Genomic DNA, 24,810 nt, shown 5'->3' with positions numbered 1-24,810 from the left:
GGGCAGGTGGGCGGGGGTGCCGGGGCTACGGGGCGCCGGGGCTACGGCGTCACTTCAGCGAGCCGGAGGCGAGCCCGGTGCGCCAGAACCGCTGCAGCAGGATGAAGACGATGATCACGGGCACGATCGAGACCAGCGAGCCGGTGATCACCGATTCCTGCAGCAGCGGGGCCCGGGCGGTCTGGCCGTTCCACTCGTAGAGCCCGAGCGTGACCGGGAAGAGCGACTCCTTCTGCAGCATCACCATGGGCAGGAAGAAGTTGTTCCAGATCGCGACGAACTGGAAGAGGAAGATGGTCACCAGTGACGGCGCCATCAGCCGCGACGACACCGAGAAGAAGGTACGGAACTCGCCGGCGCCGTCCAGCCGGGCCGACTCCAGGAGTTCCTCGGGGACGGCCGCGGCGGCGAAGATCCGGGCCAGGTAGACGCCGAACGGGCTGACGATGCTCGGCAGGAATACCGCGAAGTAGGTGTTGACGAGCCCGGTCGCCGAGAAGAGCAGGAACAGCGGGAGCGCCAGCGCCGTGGTGGGCACCAGGACCCCGCCGAGGACCACGGAGAAGAGGAACTCGCGGCCCTTGAACCTGAACTTGGCGAGCGCGTAGCCGCACAGCGCGGAGATCAAGGTGCCCACCGCCGCGCCGAGCACCGCGTAAATGACGCTGTTCAGGGCCCACTTCAGGAAGATGCCGTCGTTGCGGGTGAACAGGGTGTGCAGATTGCTGAAGAGGTTGAAGTGCGAGAACGCCAGCCCGTTGGTGGCGGCCAGGTCGCCCTGCGGTTTCGTCGCCGCGACGATCAGGAAGTAGACCGGCAGCAGGAAGTAGATCGTCAGCAGCAGCATCAGCGCCATGACCGCCGTACGGCTGACACGGCTCTCACGTATGGCGGGCTTGTTGCTCACCGTCAGGTTGCTCACAGTCCGGCCCTCTTCGAGGTCAGTCGCATGAACCCGAAGCTCAGGACGAAGGTGATGAGGGCGATGACCACGGAGATCGCCGCTGCCTGCTGGTAGTTGTTCCCGGAGGCCACCGCGTACGCGAGCATGTTCGGGGTGAACGTGCTGGAGATGTTCGAGGAGATCTGGCGCAGTACGGCCGGCTCGGCGTAGAGCTGGAGCGTGCCGATGATCGAGAAGACCGTGGTGAGGACGATCGACGGAGCGATGATCGGGACCTTGATCTGCCACGCGATCGCCCAGTTGCCGGCGCCGTCGAGCTTGGCTGCCTCGTAGATCTCCTGCGGGATCGACTGCAGCGCCGAGTACATGATCAGCATGTTGTAGCCGGTCCACAGCCAGGTGGAGACGTTCGCCGCGGACCAGAGCACGGCGCCAGGGCCGAGGAAGTCGGGGTGCAGCCCGATCCCCTGAAGCAGGTCAACCACCGGGCTGAGCTGCGGGGAGTAGAGGTACGACCACATGATCGCGGCGATGACACCCGGCACGGCGTAGGGCATGAACGCCGAGATGCGGAAGAACGCCTTGATCTTCAGCAGCGGGGTGTCGAGCAGCAGCGCCATGATCAGCGCCACGAAGAGCATGACCGGCACCTGCACGATGCCGAAGAGCCCGATGCGCTCGATGCTGGACCAGAACTCGGAGTTCTGGAAAACCTGCCCGTACTGCTCGAAGCCGCCCCAGGTCGTGTAGGAGGTGCCGTACTGGCCGCCGCTGCGGCGCACGACCCGGAAGCTCTGCCAGATCGCGTAGCCGACCGGCACCAGGTAGAAGAGCACGAACGGGAGGAAGAACGGGGTCAGGAACGCGACGATGGTGCCCGCCCGGGGCCCGCCGCCGCCTGGACGGCGGCGGCGGGACTCTCGGGGCGCCGCCACCCGCGCCACGCGGGTTTCGGTGTCAGTCATGCTGCGATCACTTGCCTGCCTCGGCCGGGATCGCGAGATCCTTCATCGACTTCAGCGCCGTCGCCTGGGCGGTGGAGAGCGCGTCGCTGAGCGTGCCGTCACCGGCTGCCGCCTTGGCCATCGCGTCCTGCAGGCTCAGGTTCACCGTCTTCTGGGTGGGGCCCCAGGAGAAGCTCGTGTCGATGTTCTTGGACGACTCGGCGAAGACGTCGAAGATCTTCTCGTTGTTGTAGTACGGCACGCCCTGCGAGAGCGCGGGCAGCTGGGTGCCGGCGGTGGCCGCCGAGTAGAGGCCGCCCAGCTTGTTCTCCAGCGCGAGGGCCTGCGGGTCGGTGTTCAGCCAGGTGTTGAACTTGACCGACTCGTAGAGGTTCTTGCTGCCCTTCATGAACGCGACGGTGGACCCGCCCCAGTCACCGGAGGCGGCGCTGCTGCCCCACGTCGGCATCGGGACGATCGACCACTTGCCGGCCTGGCTGGGCAGGTTGTCGCGGAACATGCTGTAGCCCCAGGCCGCGCCGACGTAGCTGGCGATCTGGTTCTTCTGGTACGCCGCGTACATCTGGGTCGAGCCGTTGGCGAGGTCGGTGCGGACGAGCTTGTCGTCGATCAGCTTCTGCCAGTAGTCGGCGACCTGCTTGCTCTGGTCGGACTCGATGCTGACGTGCCACTTGTCGCCGGAGTACGAGTACATCTCGGCGCTGTTCTGCCAGAGCAGGCCGTTGAACCACTCGGCGTTGTTCGGGTCGAAGAACGTCATGGTGAGCTTGGGGTCCGCGGTGTGCAGCTTCTGCGCGTCCGCCGCGTACTCGTCCCAGGTGGTGGGGACCGTGAGGCCGTGCTGCTTGAAGAGGTCGCTGCGCACGTAGAGGGCCATCGGGCCGGTGTCCTGCGGGAAGGCGAACACGCCGGTGCCGCCGAAGCTGGTCTGGGACCAGGTCCACGGCACGAACTTCGACTTGGCGGCGGTGGCCGCGGAACAGGCCGAGGCGTCCACGAAGGCGTTCTGGGTGCGCAGGTTGGGCAGTTCGTCGTAGCCGACCTGGGCGAGGTCCGGGGCCTTGCCCGCCTTGAGGGCGTTGCTGATCGTGCCGTACTGGTCGTTGGAGATGTTCTTTATCTGAACCTGGATGTCCGGGTTCTGCTTGTTCCACACGTCGACGACCTTGTCCATGCCCGGAACGGTGTTCCAGTACTGGAGGGTGACCTTGCCCTTCGCGGGCTCGCAGGACGCAGCCGAGGAGCTGCCCGAGTGGTCGGACGACGAGCACCCGGCGAGCACGAGGATGCTTGCTGCCGCGGCGGCGGCAGCGAGGCGGACGCGCGAGGCGGTGTTTCTCATGGTTTCCTTCCAGAGCGTCCAGCTCCAGTGCTGGACGGGTCGACGTTGACACCTCAAGGCAGGATGCCTTCTGGTTGGAATGCCCTTGTATGGGCACCTGCGCAACGGCGTCGGACCAAGCCCCGAACACCGTGGCGGGAGTGGCACATCCCGTTCCCGTGAGCGCTCCCGTGAACGTTCACGGAAGCTCGTGAATTTTTCGGAAGTTTGCGCTGCCGCACGGTCGAATGTCAAGACATACGGGTCAATCAGAAGTCCGGCAGGTTAAGCGGACCCGCCCAGCCGCAGCTCCGCCCGGACCACCAGATCGTCCGGTTCCAGCGGATCGACGCCGGTCAGCAGCCGTCCGACCTGGTCGATGGCGAGTACGCCGAGCCTGCGGGTGTCGAGCGCGACGCTGGAGAGCGGGGGTTCGACCAGCGCGCCGAGCTGCAGACCGTCGAAGCCGATCACCGCGAGGTCGCCCGGTACGCTCCTGCCGAGCCGGCGGGCCTCACGCAGCGCGCCGATCGCGACGATGTCGTTGAAGGTGAAGATCGCGGTGACGTCCGGATGGGCGGCGAGCAGGGCCCGCAGACCGGCTCCGCCGCCGTCGGCCGACTGGGCCGCGCCGGCCACCAGGCCGGCGTCGACGCCGTGCGCCGCCGCGGCGGCGGTGAACCAGTCGCGCCGCATGCTCGGCTCGGCGCGGCCGGCGTGGTCGAGCATGCCGATCCGGGTGTGGCCCTGCCCGACGAGGTACGCGACCGCCGCGTGGACACCGGCCTCGCCGTCGATCCGGATCGAGCTGAACCGCGCCATGCGGTGCTCGCGGCCGATGAGCACGAGGGGCATGCCGCGGGTGTACTGGTCGAGCTCGTCCTCGGAGCAGCTGAAGTAGCCGACGACGGCGTCCACCTGGGAGCCGACCACCTGGAGGGTGCCGATCTCCTCCGCGGCCCGGTCCGCGGTGTCGTATACGACCACGTGCCAGCCGCGGGCCCGCGCCGCCTCCAGGGCCGAGGCGGCGACCTCGGTGAAGAACGGGTTGAGCAGGTCGGGGATCACCAGCCCGATGGTGGTGGTGTCCTGCCGGACCAGACCGCGGGCGAACCGGCTCGGCCGGTAGCCGAGCTCGCGGGCGGCGTCGAGCACGCGCTGCTTGGTGGAGACCTCGATCTCGTCCTTGCCGTTCAGCGCCCGCGACACGGTCTGCCGGGACACCCCGGCGGACCGGGCGACGTCATGGATCGTGACTCTCCGGGGCTCCGCCCCCGCCGCAGACACCATCGCGCACCTCCCACTGCTCCCGAAGCGCCGACGCACCCCGCAGGCCCCGAGTATGCCCGACCCCCCAACCGGCCCCACCGCGTGGACGGGGGGGTGCGCTTCCCGGAGACCGGCGGGACGGGGGCGGGGGCCGGTGCCCCGGCCAGGGACCACGCGACCGGCGGGCGGGCAGCGACCGCGGCGCCGTAAGCCGGCCGGTAGCAATGGGTCCCGGGGGCGGAGGCACCTTGCCCGCGCGACGGGCAGGGGCCGGCAACCTGGCAAGCGACTTCTCTGCCGTCCGGCGGGCGACGCCTGCGCAGCCGCACACCGGCCGGACTGCCCCGGCGCGGGTCCGCGCCGCCTCCGGCAGAAGGCTCTGCACCGGAGCCGGCGACTGCGCGGCGTCCGGCGGCAGGCGACCGCGGCGCCGCAAGCCGCCGTATGCCCCTGGCCCGCCGCGGGTCCGTGCCGCCTCCGGTGGGAGACTCCGCTCAGTAGTACCGCTTCCGTGCCCCGACCTCCTGCGGCCAAACCAACTCGACGCCGCCAGCGGCCAGCTGGCGTTCGAAGGCGGTCAACCGGTCGAGTTGCGGGCAGATCTGACGGTGGGTCAGGCGGCGGTGAACCACCGCCGGACGAAGGAACCCGCAACTCCGCTCAGCTGCGGGCCGGTTGGACCTCGCGGTGCGGGCCGCCGGGCCGAGCCCGGGTTCCTACTCCTCCCGGCCGGCCGCCGGACGCAGCGCGTCGACGACGAGGTCGAGGAGCCGGCGGGTCCGTTCCGGGGTGTCGCTGGCCGCCGTGGAGAGGAAGACGCCGAGCAGCATCGCGGTGACGTCCTCGGGGTCGACGTCCGCGCGCAGCGAACCCGACCGCGCTCCCGCCGCGACGATCGTGGTGATCGCGGCGGTGACGCGCTCCCGCGTGGTCGGTGTCGCCATGCTCCCTGATGCCCAGCCGGCCCGGAGGGTGTCGATCATGCCGCGCTTGGTCTCGACGAACGCCGCGTAGCGGTCCATCCACGCGCGCAGCGCGGCGTCGGGCGGGAGTTCGGCGAGCAGGGCGGGGGCGCTCGTGGCGACGTCGTCGAGTTCGGCGGCGTAGACCGCCTCGACGAGCGCCTCGCGGGTGGGGAAGTGGCGGTAGAGCGTGCCGATGCCGACGCCGGCGTCGCGGGCGATGGATTCGAGCGCCACCCGGTCGTCGGCAGCCGTGAAGGCGGCGCGTGCGGCGGCGAGCAGCTTCTCGCGGTTGCGCCGCACATCGGCGCGGGCCGGCCGGTCGGCACCGGTGGGCGGGCCGGCCGGGACGCCGGGGGTCGCGGGTTCGGTCGGATTCAAAACGGAGGCACCTCCGTTGGTGCTACAGTCGGAATACGGAGGTTACTCCGCATTCTCTGTCGTCGCACGAGGACGGGATCTCCATGCCCCTCACCGGTACCTCTTCCCACGAGCCCACGCCCACCGGCGCCCCGCGCCCCGGAGGCCCCGGCCTGCTCGCCGGCCGCACCGTCTCCCGTATCGGCTACGGGGCGATGCAGCTGCGTGCCGAAGACGGCCGCGCCGCGGCCGTCGCCCTCCTGCGGCGCGTGGTCGAGTCCGGCATCGACCACATCGACACGGCCCAGTTCTACGGCGACGGGTTCGTCAACGGCGTCATCCGCGAGGCGATCCGCCCGGAGGACGGTGTCCTCGTCGTCAGCAAGGTCGGTGCCACCCCCGACCCGGACGGGCCGGTGCACCTGCGTCTCGCGCAGCGGCCGGAGGAACTGCGGGCGAGCGTCGAGGACAACCTCATCAGCCTCGGTCTCGACTCGATCCCGCTGGTGAACCTGCGCCGCACGGACTCCGGGCCCGGGCTGCGGGCCGAGGGCGACCAGCTGGTCGATCTCGACGACCAGCTCGCGGTCATGGTCGCGCTCCGCGACGAGGGCAAGATCGGCGCGATCGGGCTGAGCAGCGTGAGCCCGGACATCCTGCGCCGGGCGATCCCGGCGGGCATCGCCTGCGTGCAGAACTCCTACAGCCTGGTGAGGCGCGACGACGAGGAGATGCTCGACCTCTGCGCCGCCGAGAACATCGCCTGGGTGCCGTACTTCCCGCTCGGCAGCGGGCTGCCCGGCCTGCCGAAGGTGACCGACGAGCCGGCCGTCCTGGCCGCCGCGCGGTCCCTGGGCTGCACGCCCGCGCAGGTCGGCCTGGCCTGGCTGCTCCACCGCGCCCCGAACGTCCTCCTCATTCCCGGCACCGCGAACGCCGAGCACCTGCGGGCGAATATCGCCGCGGGGGCGATCGCGCTCGACAAGGCGACGCTCGCCGCGCTGGACAGCGTCCCGACCCGCACGGGAGACATCGAGCTCGGCTGACCGCCGCGCGCTCACCACCCGCGCGGCCCGTGGCCCGCGGGTGTCTCCTCCGTCCGGGGCGGGCATCAGGACCCGAGGTACGTCGCCGCCCAGATGGTCTTGCCGCTCCGCGTGTACCGCGTGCCCCAGCGGTCCATGAGCTGGGCGACCAGATACAGGCCGCGCCCGCCCTCGTCCATCGGGTCGGCACGCACGAGGTGCGGCGCGGTGTGGCTGGTGTCGGAGACCTCGCAGATCAGTGACGTGTCCCGGATCAGCCGTACGCCGACCGGTCCCGAAGCGTGCTGGACGGCGTTGGCGACCAGTTCGCAGACCACCATCTCCAAGGCGAAGCCGTGCTCGTCCAGCCCCCACGCGGTGAGCTGTCCGGTCACCGCCTCGCGCGCCGCGGGCACTTCCTCCAGCGCGGCGGCGAACTCCCAGCTCCGCACGTTCCGGGGGTCGAGCACCCTGGTCCTGGCAAGCAGCAGCGCGATGTCGTCCTCACCCGTTCCGGGGAGGCTGTGGAGCACGCGATCGCAGATCTCCTGGAGCGGTCCGCCGCCGGGGCTGATCACCGCCGCCAGTTCGCGCATCGCCTCGTCCGCCTCGCGGTGCCGCAGTCCCAGCAGGCCGTCGGTGTAGAGCGTGATCAGCGAGCCCTCGGGGAGGTCGAGCGAGGTGACGTCGAAGGGCGCGTCACCGAAACCCAGGGGCGGGTTCGCAGAAAGCTCCGGCACGGACACCTGGCCGCCGGGCAGCACGATGATCGGCGGTGCGTGCCCGGCGCTGGTGAGGTCGCACCGCCGTGAGACCGGGTCGTACACCAGGTAGAGGCAGCTGGCGACCAGTTCGGCCTGCTCGCGGTCGTGGCTCATCCGCTGCACCAGGTCGTCCACGCCGGCGAGCACCTCGTCCGGGTCCAGGTCGAGATCGGCCAGGGTGTGCACGGCGGTACGCAGCCGGCCCATGGTCGCCGCCGCCTCAGGGCCGTGGCCGACCACGTCCCCCATCACCAGCGCGACGCGGGCGCCGGACAGCGGGATCACGTCGAACCAGTCACCGCCCAGACCGGCCGCCGACTCCGCCGGCACGTACCGGTGCTCCACCCCGACCGCGCTGTTGTCCGGGAAGTGCCGGGGCAGCAGGCTCCGCTGGAGGAGCAGGGCGGTGCCGCGGACCCGGCGCAACTCCTCCTCCCGGAGCCGCACATGACTGAGCAGCACGCTGAGCACGCACACCACGACGACCAGCACGAGCTTGAACACCCAGGTGATGTTGCCGTCCTCTTCCAGCGGGAGCCGCAGCACCACGAACACGACCACGGTCAGCACGCCGGTCACAGCCGTCGTCCGGACGTCGTACAGCGCGGCCGCCAGCAAAGGCGCCGCGATCACCAGCATGTCGTAGTGCACGCCAGGACTGATCAGCCCGAGGGACACCCCTGTCGCCACCAGGAGGATCACCGGCCACGCGCGGTTCAGCATCCCGTGACGAGCCGTCATCCGGCGGTCCCGGGCGGACTCCCCGGACGTACGACAGGTACCGGCTGCATGACGATCCCGCTCCTGGCGTGCGCTCCGTGAAAAACGACCTCTTTGTCTCCCGGCACGGTACGTCCCCACCCCCCGCGCCACGCACTCCGACACGTCCCCTGCCCGGGGAGCCGCTTGTGCAGCCGACCGCAGCGATGCGAGTACGCGGCGACGGCGTTCTTGCGGAGACACCTGTTCCGGTGCACCGAGCAGCGCGTTCAGCTCTCCATGAGGTCGGCGACGAGCGGGCGGAAGGTGTGCTCCAGAGCGTCCCGCGCCAGAGGAATCGCCAGACCGGTCCCCCTCTTCCTGAAATTTGCCACGCGCGAGTACTCATGCAAGAGTACTCGCATGTCATCCATCAGGTTGTTCATCCTCGACACGTTCGCGAGGAACGGCGAGATGCACGGACACAAGGTCCGCCTCCAGGCAGAGCAGGAGCATCTGCACCTGTGGACGGACGTGTCGGTTGGCAGCCTGTACCAGGCGATCAAACGGCTGCTGTCCGAAGGGCTGCTCGCTGAGGTACGAGTCGAGCGGGAGGGCAATCTGCCCGAGCGTCAGGTGTACGGCATCACCGACGAAGGGCGGCGGCGGCTACGAGAGCTCCAGTCCCAGGGGCTCAGCCACGTGTGGATGAAGCCGGACCCCTTCGACCTGGCCCTCACACGCCTGGACCCCGAGAAGCTGGACGATCTTCACGCTGTGATTGCTTCGCGGCTGGACGAGCTCTCCTCCATGCTGTCCACTACCGAGGCGCTGAACGCGCAGGCCATCGACGGCGGCTACCTGACGGTGAGCGAGTCCCTCGCGGTCAGCCACGGCGCGCACCGGCTGCGCGCCGAAGTCGCCTGGCTCCAGGAAGTCCTGAACGCGGTGCCCGCCATCGTCGCCGACGAGCGGACCCGCCTGCCCGGCAACCCCTGATCGCCGGGCACCACCCCAGCACGTACCACCCCGCAAACCGCACGACCAATGTGCGGAGCATAGGGAGCACGCACCATGCCGGAACTGATAGAGCCCTTCACGCTGTCCATTCCCGACGAGCAGCTGACCGATCTGGGCGAACGCCTCTCCCGCACACGGTGGCCCGACGCCGAAACCGTGCCCGACACGAGCCAGGGTCCCCAACTGGCCAAGGTTCGCGCCCTGCACGACTACTGGCTCCACACCTACGACTGGCGGCGCTGCGAGAAAACCCTCAACGGCTTCGGCCAGTCCCGCACCACGATCGACGGCCTGGGAATCCACTTCCTCCACGTGCGCTCGCCTGAACCGGACGCCCTCCCGTTGATCATGACCCACGGATGGCCCAGCTCGGTCCTCGACTTCCGCAAAGTCATCGGCCCGCTGACCGACCCCGCGGCCCACGGCGGCGATCCGCGCGACGCTTTCCACCTCGTGGTGCCGTCGCTGCCGGGATGCGGATTCTCCGACCGGCCGGCCGCACCCGGCTGGGGATTTCCCCGGATCGCCGACGCCTGGATCACCCTGATGGACCGGCTCGGGTACCAGCGGTGGGGTGCACAGGGCGGCGATCTCGGCTGCGCGGTCACCGACGAGATCGGTCGCGCGGCCCCGGACGGCTGCGTCGGACTGCACCTCAACTTCGCGATGTTCCCGCCCACACCTGAGGAGATCAAGGACGCCACCGCGCAGGAACAGGCCATGCTCGACAGCGCCGGCTGGTTCTGGGAGAACCTGTCGGGCTACGCCAGACAACAGGCGACCCGTCCGCAGACCATCGGCTACTCTCTCGCGGACTCCCCCGTCGGACTGGCCGCCTGGATCTACGCGATGTACCAGGACACCTGCGGCACACCAGGAGACGCGGAGGCGTCATTCACCCTGGACGAACTCCTCGACACCGTCATGCTGTACTGGCTTCCCGGCACCGGTGCGTCCTCCGCCCGAACGTACTGGGAAATGGCCCGGGCGTCCCGCCCCTCCGCGCCGACCCCCGCCGAACCCGTCACCGTGCCCGCCGGGTTCAGCATGTTCCCCGCGGAGCACGTGCGAAAGTCCAGGCGCTGGATCGAGCGCCGCTACAGCAACGTGATCCACTTCAGTGAGCCCGCCGCGGGAGGCCACTTCGCGGCCCTGGAGCAGCCGAAACGCTTCACCGATGACGTCCGGGCGACTTTCCGCTCGGTGCGCTGAGCGCGGATGCCTGCGCCGCGGCCTCCCTCAACCGACCTCCTCGCAGAAGGGCACGATCTCATGGCGGCTCTGCCGACCGAACTCCTCGAACTGCTGCGGAGGCCGAGTCCCTGCTTCATCGCCACGACGATGCCCGACGGCTCGCCCCAGCTCACGCAGACCTGGGTGGACACCGACAGCGAAAACATCCTCATCAACACCGTCGAGGGCTACCGCAAGGCGAAGAACGTACAACGTGACCCGCGCGTCGCTCTGAGTATCGCCGACCCTGACGACACCACCCGCTACTTCGGGATAAAGGGGCACGTGATCGCCGCCACCACCGACGGTGCCGCCGAGAACATCGAACGCCTCTCCCAGAAGTACACCGGTCGGCCCTACACCTCCTACGGCGGCCCGGGACAGACTCGGATCCTGCTGACCATCGCCGTCGACACCATCATTCACGCCCCCGCGCACTGAGGGCTTGTCAGTATGCGGGCGCCGACGGCGGCGTCCGCTCGCCGTGGCTGCGGTGGTCGGTGCCACGACCTGGAAGCAGCCTGCCGGGCAGAGGACGACGGATCACCGACCCGGCCAAGGATCCGAGACGAGCCGCTAGACGACGGGGAGTTCACCGCCGTCGACTGTCAGGCTCACTCCGGTGACCCACTGGGCCCGGTCCGGCCTCGCGCAGCGCCGGCAGCAGCGCGTTGTTGACCCGCACGGCGGACAGGTAGTTGAGGTCGAGTGCGTCGATCCATTCCTCATCGGGGATGGACGAGATGCCCTTGATGTGGGCGCGTGCCGCCGCCGCGTTGTTGACCACGATGTCGACGCCGCCGAGTGCGTCGAGCGCCGCCGCGGTGAATGCCCGCACGCCCGCGAGCGTGCCGATGTCGCCCTGAATGAAGGTGGCGGCCTTCGGCGTCTCGTCGGAGGCGTTACGCGCCGTGGTGACGACGGTCGAGCAGGCGCAGCGCGCCGGGCACCTGGATCCGGCCGCCGACGCCGAGGTTCTCGGCGGACTGATCCTCACCACGCATCGCGGGCTCGAAGCGCTCGCCAAGGCAGGGGTCGACGCGAAGACCAGGAACCGCATCGCCGACGCCGCGATCGACAGCATCGCCCTGCCGGTTTCCTGACCCAGGAACAGGCGGTCCCCGTCCGCGGCGCGGCACCCCTTGGCGCTCGGTCCACCTGTATGGGAGCGGCTCTCTGTGCTTCCCGCCGCGTCAGCCGGTGTGTCCCGGGTTCGGCGGCAGATCGGACGCGACGAATTCGGCAGCACGCGCGGGTTCGCCGTCCGCGCGGTTCAGCAGCGCCTCGACGTCATAACCCGCCGAACCGCAGGCGAGGCCGAGCTTCAGGCCGTGATCGAAGCGCTCCATGAAGACGCAGGCGTCCAGATCGGGGCGCAGCCGGTGGAGCGCGCCGACCAGGTCCCACGCCGAGGCGTCCAGCTGGGCTCGTCGCAGCGGGTCGCAGGCGTTCACGGCCTCGGTCGCCTCGATGACGTCGGGCCCGTACCCCCGCAGGGCCGGCAGCAGTTCGGGCACGCCCATGATCCGCGCCGCAGGGAAGGTGAGGGCGTGCGCGCCCTCGGGGTTGTCGAGCAGTCCCGCCAGCAGGGGGGCCACACCCAGGTCGTGTCGCCGGGCCAGTCCGTGGATGCCCTCCTCGCGGGCGTCCGGATGCTCGTCGGCCGTCCGCTCCCAGAGCGCCGCCCGGATCGCCGGGCTGTCGGCCTCGGACTGGAAGCCCAGCGTGAAGGTCGCCCAGTTGCGGACCTCCGGGTCCTGGTCGCGGGTCAGCGTGATGAGTGCGCGGATGTCCGGCCCGGCCGGCAGGCCGGTGGCGACACCCGCGAGGGAGCCGGCCACCTGCCGGCGGACCGCGGCTTCCTGATGTCCGGCGAGGGTGACGAGCACGGCGACGGCACGATGGTCGTAGGTCATCTCGACCGCACGAACCAGGGATCCCAGAACGCGACCCTCGTCCTCTCGCTCTGCCAGCGCGACCAGCGCGGTCGCCGCCTCCCCACGGATCGCCTCGTTCCGGTTGCTCGCGTGACCCAGCAGGTCACAGCCGGCCTCCCGCTCGACCGGATCACTCGAAGCGATCAGCTCCAGGCCGAGCGGCAGCGACCCCGATCCGTCAGCCGCGGCCCGCCACAACAGGGTCCCGTACTCGTCCCAGTCGTCCGTCTCCCGGGCAACGCGCGCCGCGGCCAGGGCCGCTCCGACCAGCTCCGCCACCCCGCGCGCGTCCATCCGCGCAGTCTGACGCACGAAGCGCGTCCACACACCGGAGTTGTCGCCGGCCCCGCTCGTACCGACCGCCGATCCGTCACCTGTTCCCGAACCTTGCCGACCGAGGATTCCCGCCACGACGGCCGGCCTTCCGGCCCGCTCATCCCCACAACGCACAGACCCCCAGCACGCGAAAGGCCCCGCTGACGTCCAACGAGGACTCACGCAAGATCGCGGCTAGGCTGGCGCGATGGCCCGATACTTCGACGTGCATCCCGAAAATCCCCAGCCACGGATCATCAGCGCGGTGGCCGACAGCATCCGGTCCGGCGGCCTTGTCGCGTACCCGACGGACTCCTGTTACGCGCTGGGCTGCCGGCTGGGCAACCGCGAGGGCATCGGCCGTATCCGGTCGATCCGCGATCTCGACGACCGGCACCACTTCACCCTGATGTGCCAGAACTTCGCGCAGCTGGGGCAGTTCGTGCAGATCGACAACGACGTGTTCCGGGCGATCAAGGCCGCGACGCCGGGGAGTTACACCTTCATCCTGCCCGCGACCAGGGAGGTGCCGCGTCAGTTGCTGCACCCCAAGAAGAAGACGGTCGGCGTCCGTATCCCGGACCATGTGGTGACCCAGGCGCTGCTCGCCGAGCTCGGCGAACCGCTGGTCTCCAGCACGCTGTTGCTGCCCGACGAGGGCGAGCCGATGACGCAGGGCTGGGAGATCAAGGAGCGGCTGGACCATGTGGTGGACGCGGTGGTCGACTCGGGCGACTGCGGTACCGAGCCCACCACCGTCATCGACTTCTCCGACGGCGCGAGCGACATCCTCCGCCGTGGAGCGGGCGACCCCGCGCGGTTCGAATAGGCCGCGTGACCGGACCGCGACGCGGCGAGCCCGGGCCGGGCCGGCCCTGGGACCGGGCGTTCTGCCGGGCGGGCCGGAGCGACGTCCCGGGCATCGGCGAGCGGCGCCCGGAACGTCTGCCGCCGACGGGCGGCGGCACCGGCGCCCCCGGCCGGGCGCTCCCGGTTATCCGAGCCGGCCGGGCTCGTAGTCCCCTGCGGGCTGCTGGATGATGACGTTCCCCCGGTTGAAGGCGTTGATGAGGGCGATACTGCACACCAGGGCGGCGAGCTGGTCCTCGTCGTAGTACTTGGCGGCGTTCGCCCATGCCTCGTCGGTGACACCACCGGCCGCGTCGGCGATGCGCGTGCCCTGCTCGGTCAGTTCCAGGGCGGCGCGCTCGGCCTCGGTGAAGACCGTGGCCTCCCGCCAGGCCGCGACCAGGTTCAGACGCACCGAGGTCTCCCCGGCGTGGGCGGCGTCCTTGGTGTGCATGTCGGTGCAGAAACCGCAGCCGTTGATCTGGCTGGCGCGGAGCTTCACCAGCTCCTGCGTCGCGGCCGGCAGCGTCGACCCCGCGAGCTCCCTGCTCGCGGCGACCATGTGCTTCGCGAATTTGCCCGCGACCGGGTTGGCGAAGAGATTCATACGGGCTTCCATGGCGTACTCCTTGCCGTTGCTGGCGGATACACCGGTATGACGCGACAGCCCCCCGCGCTGTGACACCCACGACGGTGACCCGCGTCTTCCAGCACCGGTCGGCAGTCCACCGCCGCCGGCCGACGACGCTGGTCGCGGGCGGCGTCAGATGTGCGCCATGACCTGGCGTACCGGGTGCCCGAGGGCGTCCGCAAGCGCGGTCAGTTCGTCGCTGGTGAACCAGAGCCGACCGGGGTTCCAGACAGCGATCTCGAAGCGGGCGAAACCGCACGGCCAGTCGTACTCCAACGCGTCCAGGGATGTCTCGGCGCCACAGCACGGGACTTGGGCCGCCAGACTGGAGAAGCCGTCTTCGCAGCGGTAGTCGAGAAGGTCCCGCCACCATTCGGTGTCGATCTCCGCGCCGCACTGCGGACAGCCGATCCGTTCCAGGTTCGAACCGCAGTCCACGACGGCGACCGTGTCGTGCCAGGTGACGTCGGTGTCGACATCCACGCCGGAGGGCGCGTCAGGGTCCACGAAGGTCACGACAAGGTCCCGGGCGCGGCCCGCGGCCTCCCGGCCGGGCTGCCACCACGGGTCGGTCGGGATGACGGACAGGACGTTGTCGCTCACGGGTCTCGCTCAATCCTCGGGCAGGTGCTGCTGTTGTGCCGGTGCGATGCTTCTGTGTCGTGGCGCTGCGATGCCTCTGACGCCCGCGGAGTCGCTCCGCCCGCTGACAGGGGCCGACCGGGTCCGGTCAGCCGGCGAGGACCATGTCGACGACGCTGGTCAGACTGTCGCTCGCGGCCTGCGGGTCGTCCAGGTAGCCGCCGGCCATCGCCCCGTCGCGGAAGCTCACGAGCAGTTGCGTGGCGCGGTCGGGTTCGGGGTGGCCGGACGCCGCCACGAGGTTGTGGATCGTCTGCCGGAACCAGTCACGGTGTGCCCGGATCGCCTGGCGGACCGGGTGATCGCTGTCCGGGTACTCGGCCGCCGCGTTGATGAACGGGCACCCCCGGAACCCGGTGCCGCACACCTCGTCGGCGATGCCACGCATCAGCAGGGCCAGCATCTCGCGGGGTTTCAGGGGAAGTTTGAACGCCTCCGCGACCACGGAGCGAATCTGCTCGTCGCGCCTTTGGATGTAGGCGACGACCAGGTCCTGCTTGGCGGGGAAGTGCCGGTAGAACGTCGCCCGGGTCACTCCGGCCTCGGCGATGACGCGATCGATCCCGACGGTGTGGATGCCCTCCTTGTAGAAGAGGCGTGAGGCCGTGGTCAGCAGACGCTCACGTGCGGCTGAAGGACGGGCGGACACCTGGGACGCGGACATGCGATCAGTATACGGAACGGTCGGTCCACCGGCCAGCCCGAGACGATCTCCGGTCCGGGAGCGCTCGTGCGCCTCGCTCCCCCTCCCGGGCCGCCGGTCGACACCTTCGCGCAGTGCGCGATCCCTGATCCGGACTGGCGAATCGAACCCCGGCCGAACGCTGCGGGCGGTGCGGTGGAGACGCCGGACGGACCGACGCGGCCGACGGCTGACGAAACCTCCGCGCCTGCGCATCAGTCGGTAGGACGTCCGTTCTGTCTATCCGTCCCGTAATGGGCGCGCCGAACGGGGAAGCCCGACGGCAGACCGCTTCCGGCGGTGAGCAGTCGCGGGTCGCAAGCGACTTTTCGCAGGTGAAGTGCACTTCACTCGGCCCACTTACGGCCCGATCGGACCTCCCGCTTACCCAGAAGCTGGGAGAACGATCGGTCTCTCTCTGGTTGACGGCAGCAGCCAGGAAAGCCTAATGTCGTCAGCGATAGAACGATCTGTCTCCCATACGACGTTCCGGGGATTCCTGTGACCTCTTCCGCGGCCGGCGATACGCCCGGCGCATCCGCCGCCGGCGCCGCCGACACCGTCCTGCTCATCCATGGCCGGCTGGGAGGAGGTCGCGGACTTCGCCCTCACCTGGGCGGCCACCCATGCCACGCACCGCAGCGCCTGACCCGGCGGGGAGCGGCGCGAGGTCCGCCGGGCCTGCGCCGCGTACGACAAACACCCGCAGCTCACGATCCCCGATCACGAATCACGAATCACGACCAGCCAAGGGACACACCATGAACATTCGCCGCAGCAGGATCCTGCTCGCCGCCGGAGCGGCATCGCTCGCCCTGGGGCTCGGCGTGCCGGCGCTGGCCTCCGCCACGCCGTCCCACACGTCCGCTCAGCCCAAGCCCACCATCGTTCTCGAACACGGTGCGTGGTCGGACGGCTCAAGCTGGAGCGGCGTGGTGAAGCGCCTCCAGGCCGAGGGCTACCCCGTGATGGCGCCCGCCGACCCGCTGCGCGGGGTGGCGGACGACTCCGCCTACCTCGCGAGCGTGCTGGCGGGCGTGAAGGGACCAGTCGTCCTGGTCGGCCACTCCTACGGCGGCACGGTCATCACGCAGGCGGCGGCCGGAAACCCCAACGTCAAGGCGCTGGTGTACGTGGCCGCCTTCGCTCCGGACACCGGCGAGACGGTCGCCGCCCTGAACGCGAAGAACCCCGGCAGTCACATCACCCAGGACGCGCTCAACCCCGTGCCGTACACGCAGTCCGGCGGCAGCGGCGTCGATCTGTACATCAAGCCGGCTGACTTCGCCGACATCTTCGCGGGCGGGCTGCCGTCCTCCACCACCGCCGAACTCGCCGCGACCCAGCGGCCGATCGACGCCAACGCCCTCAACGAGCCGGTCACGGCTGCGGCTTGGAAGACCATTCCCTCCTGGTACCTGGTCGCCGAGAACGACCACGCCATCTCCCCGGCCACGGAGCGGTTCATGGCCCGGCGTGCCCACGCGCACACCGTCGAGGTGCGCTCCCCGCACGCGGCCCAGATCGCCCAGCCGGGGGCGGTGGCGAGTCTGATCCGCCAGGCCGCCCGCGCCACGGGCTGACCCGCGGCGCGGACCGGACGGCGGGCCGCGACGCCCTCCGGCGTCACGGGGGCGGGCCCGGGGACTCCAGCCCCGGACCCGCCCCCGGGCCCGCTGCCCAACGCATCCGGCAGAGGCAGGCCCCACCCCCGCCCGGCACCCGGCCGCCCGTCTCCCGGGCCCCCCGGCCCCCCGCCCGGACTGCGGAGGGTCGCCGGATTGGGTCGGGGAATCATGCAAAATCCGCACAAAGCAGTCGTAGGCTGGTGAGAACGCCATGCGGCTCCGCGAGTGCGCGATGGAGGCGGCGCATGACCGATATCTACGGCTTCATGAAGTACCCCCGCCGGCCGGTTCCGGCCCGCCCCGTCGAGGAACGGCTGGGCGACTGGGACGAGGTCTACGCCGGGCAGGCGCTGCTCCCGCTCGTCTCCGAGCAGGCCGCGCGCTGCATGGACTGCGGGATACCGTTCTGCCACAACGGCTGCCCGCTGGGGAACCTCATCCCGGAGTGGAACGTGTACGCGGCCCACGGCGACTGGCAGGCCGCGGCCGAGCGGCTGCACGCGACGAACAACTTCCCCGAGTTCACCGGACGCCTGTGCCCGGCGCCGTGCGAGGACGCCTGTGTGCTGGCCATCAACACCGACCCGGTGACGATCAAGAACGTCGAGCAGGCGATCGCCGACCAGATCTGGGAGCGCGGGTACGCCGAGCCGCAGCCGCCGGAGCGGCTCAGCGAGAAGAGCGTCGCCGTCGTCGGCTCGGGGCCCGCGGGTCTCGCCGCGGCGCAGCAGCTCACCCGCAGTGGTCACACCGTCGCCGTCTACGAGCGTGCCGACCGCGTCGGCGGACTGCTGCGCTACGGCATCCCGGCGTTCAAGATGGACAAGGGACAGCTGGACCGCCGGATCGAGCAGATGGAGGCGGAGGGCACCACCTTCCGTACCGGCGTGGACGTCGGCGGTGATCTCGACGCCACCGAGCTCACCAAGCGGCACGACGCGGTGGTGATCGCCGTCGGGGCCAGGGAGCAGCGGGAGCTGCCCGTCCCCGGCAGCGGCCTGTCCGGCATCCACCAGGCGGTGGAGTACCTGACCCTCGCCAACCGCGTCGTGGAGGGCGACTACGCCACCTCCCCGCTCACCGCCGAGGGCAAGCACGTGGTGATCGTGGGCGGCGGGGACACCGGCTCTGACTGCCTGGGCACCGTCCTGCGGCAGGGCGCGGCCTCCGTGGTGCAGCTGGACATCAACCCGGAGCCGGACGAGGGCCGGGCGGACACCGACCCCTGGCCGACGTATCCGAAGATCTACCGGATCTCACACGCCCATGAGGAGGCCAGGGGCCGGGCCGGCACCGATCCGAGGGTCTTCTCCGCCGCCACCCTCCGTTTCGAAGGGAGCGCGGACGGGCGGGTACGCGCCCTGCACCTGACGGACGTGGAGCCCGGGGCGAGGCGCCCCCGGCCGGGTACCGAGCGGGTGATTCCGGCCGAACTGGCGCTGCTCGCCCTCGGGTTCTCCGGTCCGGAACGGAGCACCGGCCTGATGGAGCAGCTCGGGCTGACGCTGGACGGCCACGGGAACTTCGCCCGTGACGCCGGCTTCGCGGCGGAGACCGCCCGCCGGACGGTCCCCGCCGGGACGGACGGGATCTTTGTCGCGGGCGACGCCGGCCGCGGCCAGTCCCTGGTGGTGTGGGCCATCGCGGAGGGGCGGTCCGCCGCGGCAGCCGCCGACCGCTATCTGACCGGCTCCACCGCCCTCCCCGCCCCCATCACGCCTGACGACAGCCCCTTCACCGTATGACACCACCGGCGGTACGACGCCACCGGCCGCCACCGGCCGCCACCGGGATCAGCGGCAGTACGCCTCGCGTACCGATCCCCCGACGACGGCGCACCACGTACTCAGGTCCACCTTGCCGTCCGGGGTGAGGCCGTGCAGCCGCTGCATGTCCTGCACGGCCTTCTTGGTGGCGTGGTCGAAGGTGCCGGTCACCGCGACCTCGGAGTGGCCCTTGCGGGCCAGCATGAACTGCAGCGCGCTGACGGGCAGTCCGGTGGCGTTCTTGTCGAGCGCGGGGGCGAGCGCCTCCCAGGTGGCGCTGTCGAAGGTGGCGTCCGGGGTGACCGGGATGCCGTTGCGCGTCTGGAGGTCGGCGACCAGGGGATTCATGTCGGTGCCGAAGACGCCGTCGGTCGCGAGGTCGTATCCGGCGTTGTTGAGCAGGTACTGGGCCACCTCCACCACGGGACCGTCGACGAAGCGCCAGATGTCCGGCCAGCGGCGGGCCGGGATGTCGGCGCGCGGAGTGCCCATCGCGGCCAGCACCCGTGAGCGCACCACCGGGAACTGCGCGTAGAAGGCGATGCCGGGGCAGTCGGTGGTGTAGAAGTCCCAGTGCCCGAAGATGTCCCAGGCTTTCAGGCCGAACTTCCCGCACACCGCGACGCACAGCTCCACCAGCGAATCGAGCAGGGCCCGCGGCGGGGTCTCGGTGATGTACGTGCCCTCGTTCTCGATGCCGATGGCGTTGCCGTTCTCGCCGGGACAGTGCGCGGCGACCACCTGGTGCTCCCCCGCGTCCAGGGTCTCCAGGCTCCGGTGCCGCCCCTCCAGCACGTATCCGCCCCGGCTGACGGTGAAATGCTGGCCGGTGTCCGCCCAGCCGTTGGTGTCCATGTGCAGGTTCTGGCAGTCCTTGGCGAGCTGCACGGCGTGGTCGCGCGAGTAGTCGGTGACGTTCGGGAACGCCATGTGATGCAGGATGACCTTGTTGGTGGTGTTGCCGGTGATCGCGATCGTGCCGGCCGGCGGCCTGGCACCCCAGCTGTCGCAGTCGATGATCCAGGGGAATTCCGGTGACGGCGCCGCGTCGGCGGGGCCGGCGAAGGCCAGTTCGGTGCCGACGACCGCCGCGACCGCCGTGCCCAGGCCGGCTCTGAACAAGGTGCGGCGGTCGACCTCGTGCTCGTGGATGGCCATGCACACTCCGGGGGAAGGCGGCAGCCGCTTCTGGCTGCCGGTGGCCCCCGGAGGATATGCACCCGGCTGACGTGGTGCCAGATGGTCCTCACGATGGAGACGGGGCTCAGGATCCTTCACGACGTTGGTGGTTGACGCCGCCCGGGGATGGTCAGTAACTTTCCAACTTGGCCTGGCAAGTCGTCAGATTCTTTCCGACCGCCCCGACAGCTTCCGTCGCAGCACCTTCTCCCGACCGCCCCATCGGACGAGGTTTTCATGCGCACCCCCGCACTCACGGCAGCCGCCGCGCTGCTCGCCTCCCTCTCCCTCGTAGTCGCCGGCAGCGCCACCGCGGCCCCGGCTCCGGCCCCGCACCACGGCGGCAGTGGCCGGTTCGACCAGCCGTACTCCGGCTTCGCCCCGGCGACCACCGTGCTGCACCCCGGCACCCCGCGCGGTGCGGGGCTCGACGCCGCCCCGATCGCCGCGTTCGAAGCGCAGATGGCGCACTGGGAGGACCCCACCGCCGGCGCGGACTACCTCTTCCCGGGAGCCACCACGCTGATGGCCCACGACGGTGTCGTGGTCGAACGCGGCGCGGGCGGTTACGCGGTGAAGTACGCCGATGCCACCAGTGAACTGCCGCAGGACCAGTGGGTCCCGGCCAGGACCGACACGATCTACGACCTGGCCTCGCTGTCGAAGCTGTTCACCTCGATCGTGGCGATGCAGCAGCTCGAAGCCGGCCGGATCGCCCTGGACACCCCGGTGGCGCACTACCTGCCCGAGTTCGCCACCCATGGCAAGGGCGCCATCACCATCGAGCAACTCCTCACCCACACCTCGGGTTTCGACGCCGACCCGGTCCCCTCGCTGTGGGCGGGCTACCCCGACCTCGCCTCCCGTGAGAAGGCGATTCTCGACGCCAAGCCGATCAATGCGCCGGGCACCACGTACCTCTACTCCGACCTGAACATGCTGAGCCTGCAGCTGGTCCTGCAGAAGGTGACCGGCACACCGCTCGACACCCTGGTGCGGGACGGCGTCACCAAGCCGCTGCGCCTCACCGACACCGGCTACAACCCGCCCGCCGCCGAACAGCCGCGCATCGCCGCGACCGAGTACCAGACCAGCCCGCCGCGCGGCATGGTCCGGGGCCAGGTGCACGACGAGAACGCCTGGGCCATGGGCGGCGTCGCCGGCCACGCGGGTGTCTTCTCCACCGTCGACGACCTCGCCGTACTCGCCCAGACGATCCTCAACGGCGGTACGTACAAGGGGCGTCGCATCCTCAGCGGGCAGAGCGTCACGCTGATGGAGCAGAACTTCAACCAGGCGTTCCCCGGCGACTCGCACGGGCTCGGCTTCGAGCTGGACCAGATCTGGTACATGGGCGGCCTGTCGGGCCCGCAGACCCTCGGGCACACCGGCTTCACCGGGACCTCGCTGGTGATCGATCCGCAGTCGCGCTCCTTCGCCATCCTGCTCAGCAACCGGGTGCACCCCAGCCGCAGCACCCCGTCCACGAACCCGCCCCGGCGGGCGATCGGCGAGGCGCTCGCCCAGGCGATGCCGGTCGGGGCGCCCGGGGGCGGCCCGCTGTGGTACTCCGGCCAGGGCGGCGGCACCACCAGCACCCTCACCAGCGGGCCGCTGCCGGCCGGCGCGCCGCTCGACGTCGGCTTCTCGGCGTTCGTCAACACCGAGTCGACCGACCGGCTCTTCGTCGAGGACTCCACCGACGGCGGGGTGAGCTGGCAGCCGCTGCCGCTCCAGGTGACCGGGACCGGGGCGCCGGCCGGCAGTCCGACGTCACTGTCGGGGCAGTCCGTCCGGGCCTGGTGGCGGGTGCGCGCCGAGGTCCCGCCGACGGCCGCGACCGTACAACTGCGCTGGCGCTACACCACCGACCCGGTCTACGAAGGCCGTGGCGTCGACCTGGCACACCTGTCGGTGACTTCGGGCGGCCACAGCCTGCTGCCGGCGGCCGGCCTCGCCGCGGCCGGCGCCTGGCAGCAGGTGCGCCCGGACGGACCACGGCACCAGCACCCGGCCGCACGCTGACCGAAGGGGCTCGCCCCGGGGCCGTGTTGACCCCGGCGATCACGGTGGGTACGTTTCCCTCCGTGGCAGTCGCCGGTTTCGACAACGAGTCCCGCGAGGCGAGCCCCCTGGTGCGTATCCGGTCGCTGCTGCCGGACCTCGCGCCCGCCGAGCAGCGCGTCGCCGCCGCGGTCCTGGCCAACCCCGCACTCGTCGCGCGCAGCAACATCACCGAACTCGCCGAAGCGGCTGCCACCAGCGAGACCACGGTCATCCGCTTCTGCAAGACGATCGGGCTCCGCGGCTACCCCGAACTGCGGATCGCGCTGGCCGCCGACGCGGCCCGCGCCGAGGCACGCGACGACCGGCACCTCGGCGGCGACATCACACCGAGCGACGATCTCGCCGAGGTCGTCGGCAAGGTCGCCTTCGCCGACGCCCGGGCGGTCGAGGAGACCGCGCGGCAGCTGGATGTCGGGACGCTGCGCAAGGTGGTGGCGGCAGTGGCGGCAGCGGGACGCGTCGACATCTACGGCGTCGGCGCCAACGCCTTCGTCGCCGCCGACCTCCAGCAGAAGCTGCACCGCATCGGACGGGTCAGCTTCGCCTGGAGCGACACCCACATCATGCTCACCTCGGCCGCCGTGCTCAGCCCGGGCGACGTCGCCATCGGCCTCTCGCACACCGGCGCCACCGCGGACACCGTCGAGGCGCTGCGGGTGGCCCGCGGCCACGGTGCGACAACGGTGGCGCTGACCAGCTTCCCCCGCTCGCCGATCCACCAGGTCAGCGACCACCTGCTCACCACGGTGGCCCCCGAGACCACCTTCCGGTCCGGCGCGACCGCCAGCAGGATCGCCCAACTCACCGTCATCGACTGCCTGTTTGTAGGAGTCGCGCAACTCCACCTGGACAGCGCCCGCAAGGCGCTCCGGGCGACGTACGAGGCGGTGGGGGATCACCGCCTCCCGGAGCCGTGAGCCCGCCACCGCTCGCGGGTGGCGCCCTTCTCCCCTTCCGGCGGGTCACTCCGACGGAGTCATGACCTCATGGGTCAGGCCGCTCCGCCGTGGCTCGGGGGCGCCCTTGGCGCTGCCGGGCCGCGGCCGGGTGAGGCCGGTGGTGTGGTTGAAGAGCAGGTTCAGCACGAAGGCGACCAGCGTCGCGCTGGTGATGGCGCTGCCGCCGACCACCTGCGTCCAGGTGGGGAAGGCGTGGTAGACGCTGGGTGCGACCACGGGGACCATGCCGACGCCGATGGCCACCGCCACGATCATCAGGTTGTCGGTGCCCTGGAACTCCACCTTCCGCAGTGTGTTCACACCCACCGCCGTGACGGTGCCGAACATCACCAGCGCCGCCGCCCCGATCACCGGACCGGGCAGGGAGGCGACCACCTCGCCGAGGCGCGGGATCAGCCCGAGCACCACCAGCAACCCGCCGGCGACCGCCGTCACATACCGGCTGCGCACCTTCGTCATGCCGACGAGACCGACGTTCTGGGCGAAGACGGTGTCGAGGAAGCCGTTCATGATGCCGCCGAGGATGCCGGAGACGCCGTCGGCGGCCAGACCCCGGGCGAGGTCGCCCGGTGCGACCGGGTGGCCGGTCATCTCCCCGACGGCCAGCATGTCGGCGGTCGACTCGGTGAAGGTCACCAGCATCACGACGCACATCGACACGACCGCGGCCACCGGGAAGTGCGGCGACCCGAAGTGGAAGGGCGCGGTGATGCCGAACCAGTCGGCGCCCCCTACCGAGGAGAAGTCGGTCAGCCCCATCGGTACGGCGATGAGGGTGCCCACCACCAGGCCGATCAGGACGCCGATCTGGGCGACGAAGCCGCGGGTGAAGCGGGTGATGAGCACGATCAGCAGGACGATGCCGCCGGCCAGCGCGAGGTGCGAGGGCCTGGCGTAGTCCTTGGCGCCGGCGTCGTTCCCGGCGATCAGGCCGGTGGCCACGCCGATCAGCGACAGCCCGATGACGGTGATCACGGACCCGCTGACCAGCGGCGGGAAGAAGCGCGCCGCCCGCGCGAACGGCACCGCCACGATCAGCCCGAAGACCCCCGCGGCGATCATCGAGCCGTAGACGGCCTGCATCCCGTACTGGCCGGCGATCAGGATCATCGGTGTCACGGCGGTGAAGGTGGCGCCGGCCACCACCGGCAGCCGTACGCCGAGCAACCGGGCGATGCCGAGCGACTGCAGCAGCGTGATCAGCCCGGCCACCAGCAGGTCGGCGTTGATCAGCAGCCCGATGGTGGAGATGTCGAGGTGGGCGGCGGCGCCGAAGACCAGGGGGACGGTGACGCAGCCGGTGTACATCACCAGTACGTGCTGGAGACCGAGGAATCCGAGCCGGGCCGGCGCCAACGGCCGCTCGGCGCGGGGCAGTTCGCTGCCTGTCGCGGGTGTTCCTGCCGCCGGTGGTCCGGACGGTTCCGAGGTGCCGGTCATGGTTGCTGCCTCCTGAGCGAGGGAGGGGGCCGCGCCGCGAGCGGGCGGCACGCTTCAACGTTCTGTTGAGGCAACTGTCGGGTGAAGCGGTTTCACCGTCATTTCGGGCGCTCTACGGGGCAGTTGCGTCCCCCGCGGGCGCCGTACCGGTGGACCGCCGGCTCGCGGTCCGGAACCGCTTGAGAACGATCCG

At 70.5% G+C, this 24,810-nt stretch carries 23 protein-coding genes; 10 read left to right on the top strand and 13 right to left on the bottom strand.

Annotated features, from left to right (window positions below; all coding sequences use genetic code 11):
* Positions 1-49 precede the first annotated feature (49 nt).
* From OG552_RS32340 to OG552_RS32320, 5 genes are all read right to left on the bottom strand, one after another.
* Positions 50-856 (bottom strand): carbohydrate ABC transporter permease, encoded by an 807-nt coding sequence (locus OG552_RS32340; RefSeq protein WP_329141315.1) that lies wholly within the window; start codon positions 854-856, stop codon positions 50-52.
* Between the two features lie 62 nt (positions 857-918).
* Positions 919-1,869, bottom strand: a complete 951-nt coding sequence (locus OG552_RS32335) for a carbohydrate ABC transporter permease (RefSeq protein ID WP_329139028.1) — start codon at positions 1,867-1,869, stop codon at positions 919-921.
* Positions 1,870-1,876: 7 nt separating this feature from the next.
* On the bottom strand, positions 1,877-3,211 hold the full coding sequence (locus OG552_RS32330; RefSeq protein ID WP_329139025.1) for an ABC transporter substrate-binding protein: 1,335 nt from the start codon (positions 3,209-3,211) through the stop codon (positions 1,877-1,879).
* A 264-nt stretch (positions 3,212-3,475) separates the two neighbouring features.
* The gene (locus tag OG552_RS32325; RefSeq protein WP_329139023.1) at positions 3,476-4,480 is read right to left on the bottom strand and encodes a LacI family DNA-binding transcriptional regulator; all 1,005 of its coding nucleotides are present in this window, start codon (positions 4,478-4,480) and stop codon (positions 3,476-3,478) included.
* Positions 4,481-5,175: 695 nt separating this feature from the next.
* Positions 5,176-5,802, bottom strand: coding sequence for a TetR/AcrR family transcriptional regulator (locus OG552_RS32320; protein ID WP_329139021.1), 627 nt, complete (start codon positions 5,800-5,802; stop codon positions 5,176-5,178).
* Positions 5,803-5,885: 83 nt separating this feature from the next.
* Here OG552_RS32320 and OG552_RS32315 point away from each other — a divergent pair, with 83 nt between their 5' ends.
* Entirely contained in the window at positions 5,886-6,827 is a 942-nt protein-coding gene (locus OG552_RS32315; RefSeq protein ID WP_329139018.1) for an aldo/keto reductase, read from the top strand.
* Between the two features lie 65 nt (positions 6,828-6,892).
* On the opposite strand, the gene OG552_RS32310 is transcribed toward OG552_RS32315, so the two are convergent.
* Positions 6,893-8,311: an ATP-binding SpoIIE family protein phosphatase gene (locus OG552_RS32310; RefSeq protein WP_329139016.1), complete on the bottom strand. Its 1,419-nt coding sequence runs from the start codon at positions 8,309-8,311 to the stop codon at positions 6,893-6,895.
* A 381-nt stretch (positions 8,312-8,692) separates the two neighbouring features.
* Here OG552_RS32310 and OG552_RS32305 point away from each other — a divergent pair, with 381 nt between their 5' ends.
* The 3 genes from OG552_RS32305 (at position 8,693) to OG552_RS32295 (ending at position 10,963) form a co-directional block, all read left to right on the top strand.
* Positions 8,693-9,268 (top strand): PadR family transcriptional regulator, encoded by a 576-nt coding sequence (locus OG552_RS32305; protein ID WP_329139014.1) that lies wholly within the window; start codon positions 8,693-8,695, stop codon positions 9,266-9,268.
* Positions 9,269-9,343: 75 nt separating this feature from the next.
* Positions 9,344-10,501 (top strand): epoxide hydrolase family protein, encoded by a 1,158-nt coding sequence (locus OG552_RS32300; protein ID WP_329139012.1) that lies wholly within the window; start codon positions 9,344-9,346, stop codon positions 10,499-10,501.
* A 60-nt stretch (positions 10,502-10,561) separates the two neighbouring features.
* Positions 10,562-10,963 carry a TIGR03618 family F420-dependent PPOX class oxidoreductase gene (locus OG552_RS32295; RefSeq protein ID WP_329139010.1) on the top strand — a complete coding sequence of 134 codons (402 nt, stop codon included), beginning with the start codon at positions 10,562-10,564 and terminating at the stop codon, positions 10,961-10,963.
* Between the two features lie 151 nt (positions 10,964-11,114).
* Here the strand turns inward: OG552_RS32295 and OG552_RS32290 are convergent, their stop codons facing one another.
* Entirely contained in the window at positions 11,115-11,378 is a 264-nt protein-coding gene (locus tag OG552_RS32290; protein WP_329141312.1) for an SDR family NAD(P)-dependent oxidoreductase, read from the bottom strand.
* 10 nt (positions 11,379-11,388) lie between these two features.
* Between OG552_RS32290 and OG552_RS32285 the strand changes: the two genes are divergently transcribed.
* Entirely contained in the window at positions 11,389-11,625 is a 237-nt protein-coding gene (locus tag OG552_RS32285; protein WP_329141410.1) for a hypothetical protein, read from the top strand.
* A gap of 90 nt (positions 11,626-11,715) precedes the next feature.
* Here OG552_RS32285 and OG552_RS32280 read toward each other — a convergent pair whose 3' ends face one another.
* Positions 11,716-12,753 (bottom strand): HEAT repeat domain-containing protein, encoded by a 1,038-nt coding sequence (locus OG552_RS32280; RefSeq protein WP_329139009.1) that lies wholly within the window; start codon positions 12,751-12,753, stop codon positions 11,716-11,718.
* A gap of 229 nt (positions 12,754-12,982) precedes the next feature.
* Here OG552_RS32280 and OG552_RS32275 point away from each other — a divergent pair, with 229 nt between their 5' ends.
* A complete protein-coding gene (locus tag OG552_RS32275; RefSeq protein WP_329139007.1) occupies positions 12,983-13,603 on the top strand; it encodes an L-threonylcarbamoyladenylate synthase in 621 nt (206 codons plus the stop codon).
* Positions 13,604-13,768: 165 nt separating this feature from the next.
* Here OG552_RS32275 and OG552_RS32270 read toward each other — a convergent pair whose 3' ends face one another.
* The 3 genes from OG552_RS32270 to OG552_RS32260 all read right to left on the bottom strand — a co-directional run bounded on the left by OG552_RS32270 (position 13,769) and on the right by OG552_RS32260 (position 15,560).
* Positions 13,769-14,242, bottom strand: coding sequence for a carboxymuconolactone decarboxylase family protein (locus OG552_RS32270; RefSeq protein ID WP_329139006.1), 474 nt, complete (start codon positions 14,240-14,242; stop codon positions 13,769-13,771).
* Positions 14,243-14,386: 144 nt separating this feature from the next.
* Positions 14,387-14,857 carry a hypothetical protein gene (locus OG552_RS32265; protein WP_329139004.1) on the bottom strand — a complete coding sequence of 157 codons (471 nt, stop codon included), beginning with the start codon at positions 14,855-14,857 and terminating at the stop codon, positions 14,387-14,389.
* Between the two features lie 127 nt (positions 14,858-14,984).
* Complete coding sequence (locus OG552_RS32260) at positions 14,985-15,560, bottom strand: TetR/AcrR family transcriptional regulator (RefSeq protein WP_329139002.1); 576 nt, start codon at positions 15,558-15,560, stop codon at positions 14,985-14,987.
* Between the two features lie 779 nt (positions 15,561-16,339).
* Between OG552_RS32260 and OG552_RS32255 the strand changes: the two genes are divergently transcribed.
* On the top strand, positions 16,340-17,161 hold the full coding sequence (locus OG552_RS32255) for an alpha/beta fold hydrolase (RefSeq protein WP_329139000.1): 822 nt from the start codon (positions 16,340-16,342) through the stop codon (positions 17,159-17,161).
* Positions 17,162-17,451: 290 nt separating this feature from the next.
* Positions 17,452-18,951, top strand: coding sequence for a glutamate synthase subunit beta (locus tag OG552_RS32250; RefSeq protein WP_329138998.1), 1,500 nt, complete (start codon positions 17,452-17,454; stop codon positions 18,949-18,951).
* Between the two features lie 48 nt (positions 18,952-18,999).
* Here the strand turns inward: OG552_RS32250 and OG552_RS32245 are convergent, their stop codons facing one another.
* Complete coding sequence (locus tag OG552_RS32245) at positions 19,000-20,130, bottom strand: peptidoglycan recognition protein family protein (protein WP_329138995.1); 1,131 nt, start codon at positions 20,128-20,130, stop codon at positions 19,000-19,002.
* A gap of 258 nt (positions 20,131-20,388) precedes the next feature.
* Between OG552_RS32245 and OG552_RS32240 the strand changes: the two genes are divergently transcribed.
* Together OG552_RS32240 and OG552_RS32235 are read left to right on the top strand one after the other, a co-directional pair.
* Complete coding sequence (locus OG552_RS32240; protein WP_329138994.1) at positions 20,389-22,176, top strand: serine hydrolase; 1,788 nt, start codon at positions 20,389-20,391, stop codon at positions 22,174-22,176.
* 62 nt (positions 22,177-22,238) lie between these two features.
* Entirely contained in the window at positions 22,239-23,135 is an 897-nt protein-coding gene (locus OG552_RS32235; RefSeq protein WP_329138992.1) for a MurR/RpiR family transcriptional regulator, read from the top strand.
* A gap of 45 nt (positions 23,136-23,180) precedes the next feature.
* Here OG552_RS32235 and OG552_RS32230 read toward each other — a convergent pair whose 3' ends face one another.
* Positions 23,181-24,617 (bottom strand): nucleobase:cation symporter-2 family protein, encoded by a 1,437-nt coding sequence (locus OG552_RS32230; RefSeq protein WP_329138991.1) that lies wholly within the window; start codon positions 24,615-24,617, stop codon positions 23,181-23,183.
* Positions 24,618-24,810: the final 193 nt, after the last annotated feature.

The sequence above is a fragment of the Streptomyces sp. NBC_01476 genome (assembly GCF_036227265.1).
Lineage (GTDB): Bacteria > Actinomycetota > Actinomycetes > Streptomycetales > Streptomycetaceae > Actinacidiphila.
The sequence above is the reverse complement of the archived record's forward strand: the minus strand, read 5'-3'. Positions and strand labels throughout refer to the sequence as shown.

Excerpts from the sequence above, each read along its gene's own strand:
- OG552_RS32340 (WP_329141315.1), bottom strand. The coding sequence starts at position 856 with ATGGCGCTGATGCTGCTGCTGACGATCTACTTCCTGCTGCCGGTCTAC.
- OG552_RS32335 (WP_329139028.1), bottom strand. The coding sequence starts at position 1,869 with ATGACTGACACCGAAACCCGCGTGGCGCGGGTGGCGGCGCCCCGAGAG.
- OG552_RS32330 (WP_329139025.1), bottom strand. The coding sequence starts at position 3,211 with ATGAGAAACACCGCCTCGCGCGTCCGCCTCGCTGCCGCCGCCGCGGCA.
- OG552_RS32325 (WP_329139023.1), bottom strand. The coding sequence starts at position 4,480 with ATGGTGTCTGCGGCGGGGGCGGAGCCCCGGAGAGTCACGATCCATGAC.
- OG552_RS32315 (WP_329139018.1), top strand. The coding sequence starts at position 5,886 with ATGCCCCTCACCGGTACCTCTTCCCACGAGCCCACGCCCACCGGCGCC.
- OG552_RS32310 (WP_329139016.1), bottom strand. The coding sequence starts at position 8,311 with ATGACGGCTCGTCACGGGATGCTGAACCGCGCGTGGCCGGTGATCCTC.
- OG552_RS32305 (WP_329139014.1), top strand. The coding sequence starts at position 8,693 with ATGTCATCCATCAGGTTGTTCATCCTCGACACGTTCGCGAGGAACGGC.
- OG552_RS32300 (WP_329139012.1), top strand. The coding sequence starts at position 9,344 with ATGCCGGAACTGATAGAGCCCTTCACGCTGTCCATTCCCGACGAGCAG.
- OG552_RS32295 (WP_329139010.1), top strand. The coding sequence starts at position 10,562 with ATGGCGGCTCTGCCGACCGAACTCCTCGAACTGCTGCGGAGGCCGAGT.
- OG552_RS32285 (WP_329141410.1), top strand. The coding sequence starts at position 11,389 with ATGAAGGTGGCGGCCTTCGGCGTCTCGTCGGAGGCGTTACGCGCCGTG.
- OG552_RS32280 (WP_329139009.1), bottom strand. The coding sequence starts at position 12,753 with ATGGACGCGCGCGGGGTGGCGGAGCTGGTCGGAGCGGCCCTGGCCGCG.
- OG552_RS32275 (WP_329139007.1), top strand. The coding sequence starts at position 12,983 with ATGGCCCGATACTTCGACGTGCATCCCGAAAATCCCCAGCCACGGATC.
- OG552_RS32270 (WP_329139006.1), bottom strand. The coding sequence starts at position 14,242 with ATGGAAGCCCGTATGAATCTCTTCGCCAACCCGGTCGCGGGCAAATTC.
- OG552_RS32260 (WP_329139002.1), bottom strand. The coding sequence starts at position 15,560 with ATGTCCGCGTCCCAGGTGTCCGCCCGTCCTTCAGCCGCACGTGAGCGT.
- OG552_RS32255 (WP_329139000.1), top strand. The coding sequence starts at position 16,340 with ATGAACATTCGCCGCAGCAGGATCCTGCTCGCCGCCGGAGCGGCATCG.
- OG552_RS32250 (WP_329138998.1), top strand. The coding sequence starts at position 17,452 with ATGACCGATATCTACGGCTTCATGAAGTACCCCCGCCGGCCGGTTCCG.
- OG552_RS32245 (WP_329138995.1), bottom strand. The coding sequence starts at position 20,130 with ATGGCCATCCACGAGCACGAGGTCGACCGCCGCACCTTGTTCAGAGCC.
- OG552_RS32240 (WP_329138994.1), top strand. The coding sequence starts at position 20,389 with ATGCGCACCCCCGCACTCACGGCAGCCGCCGCGCTGCTCGCCTCCCTC.
- OG552_RS32230 (WP_329138991.1), bottom strand. The coding sequence starts at position 24,617 with ATGACCGGCACCTCGGAACCGTCCGGACCACCGGCGGCAGGAACACCC.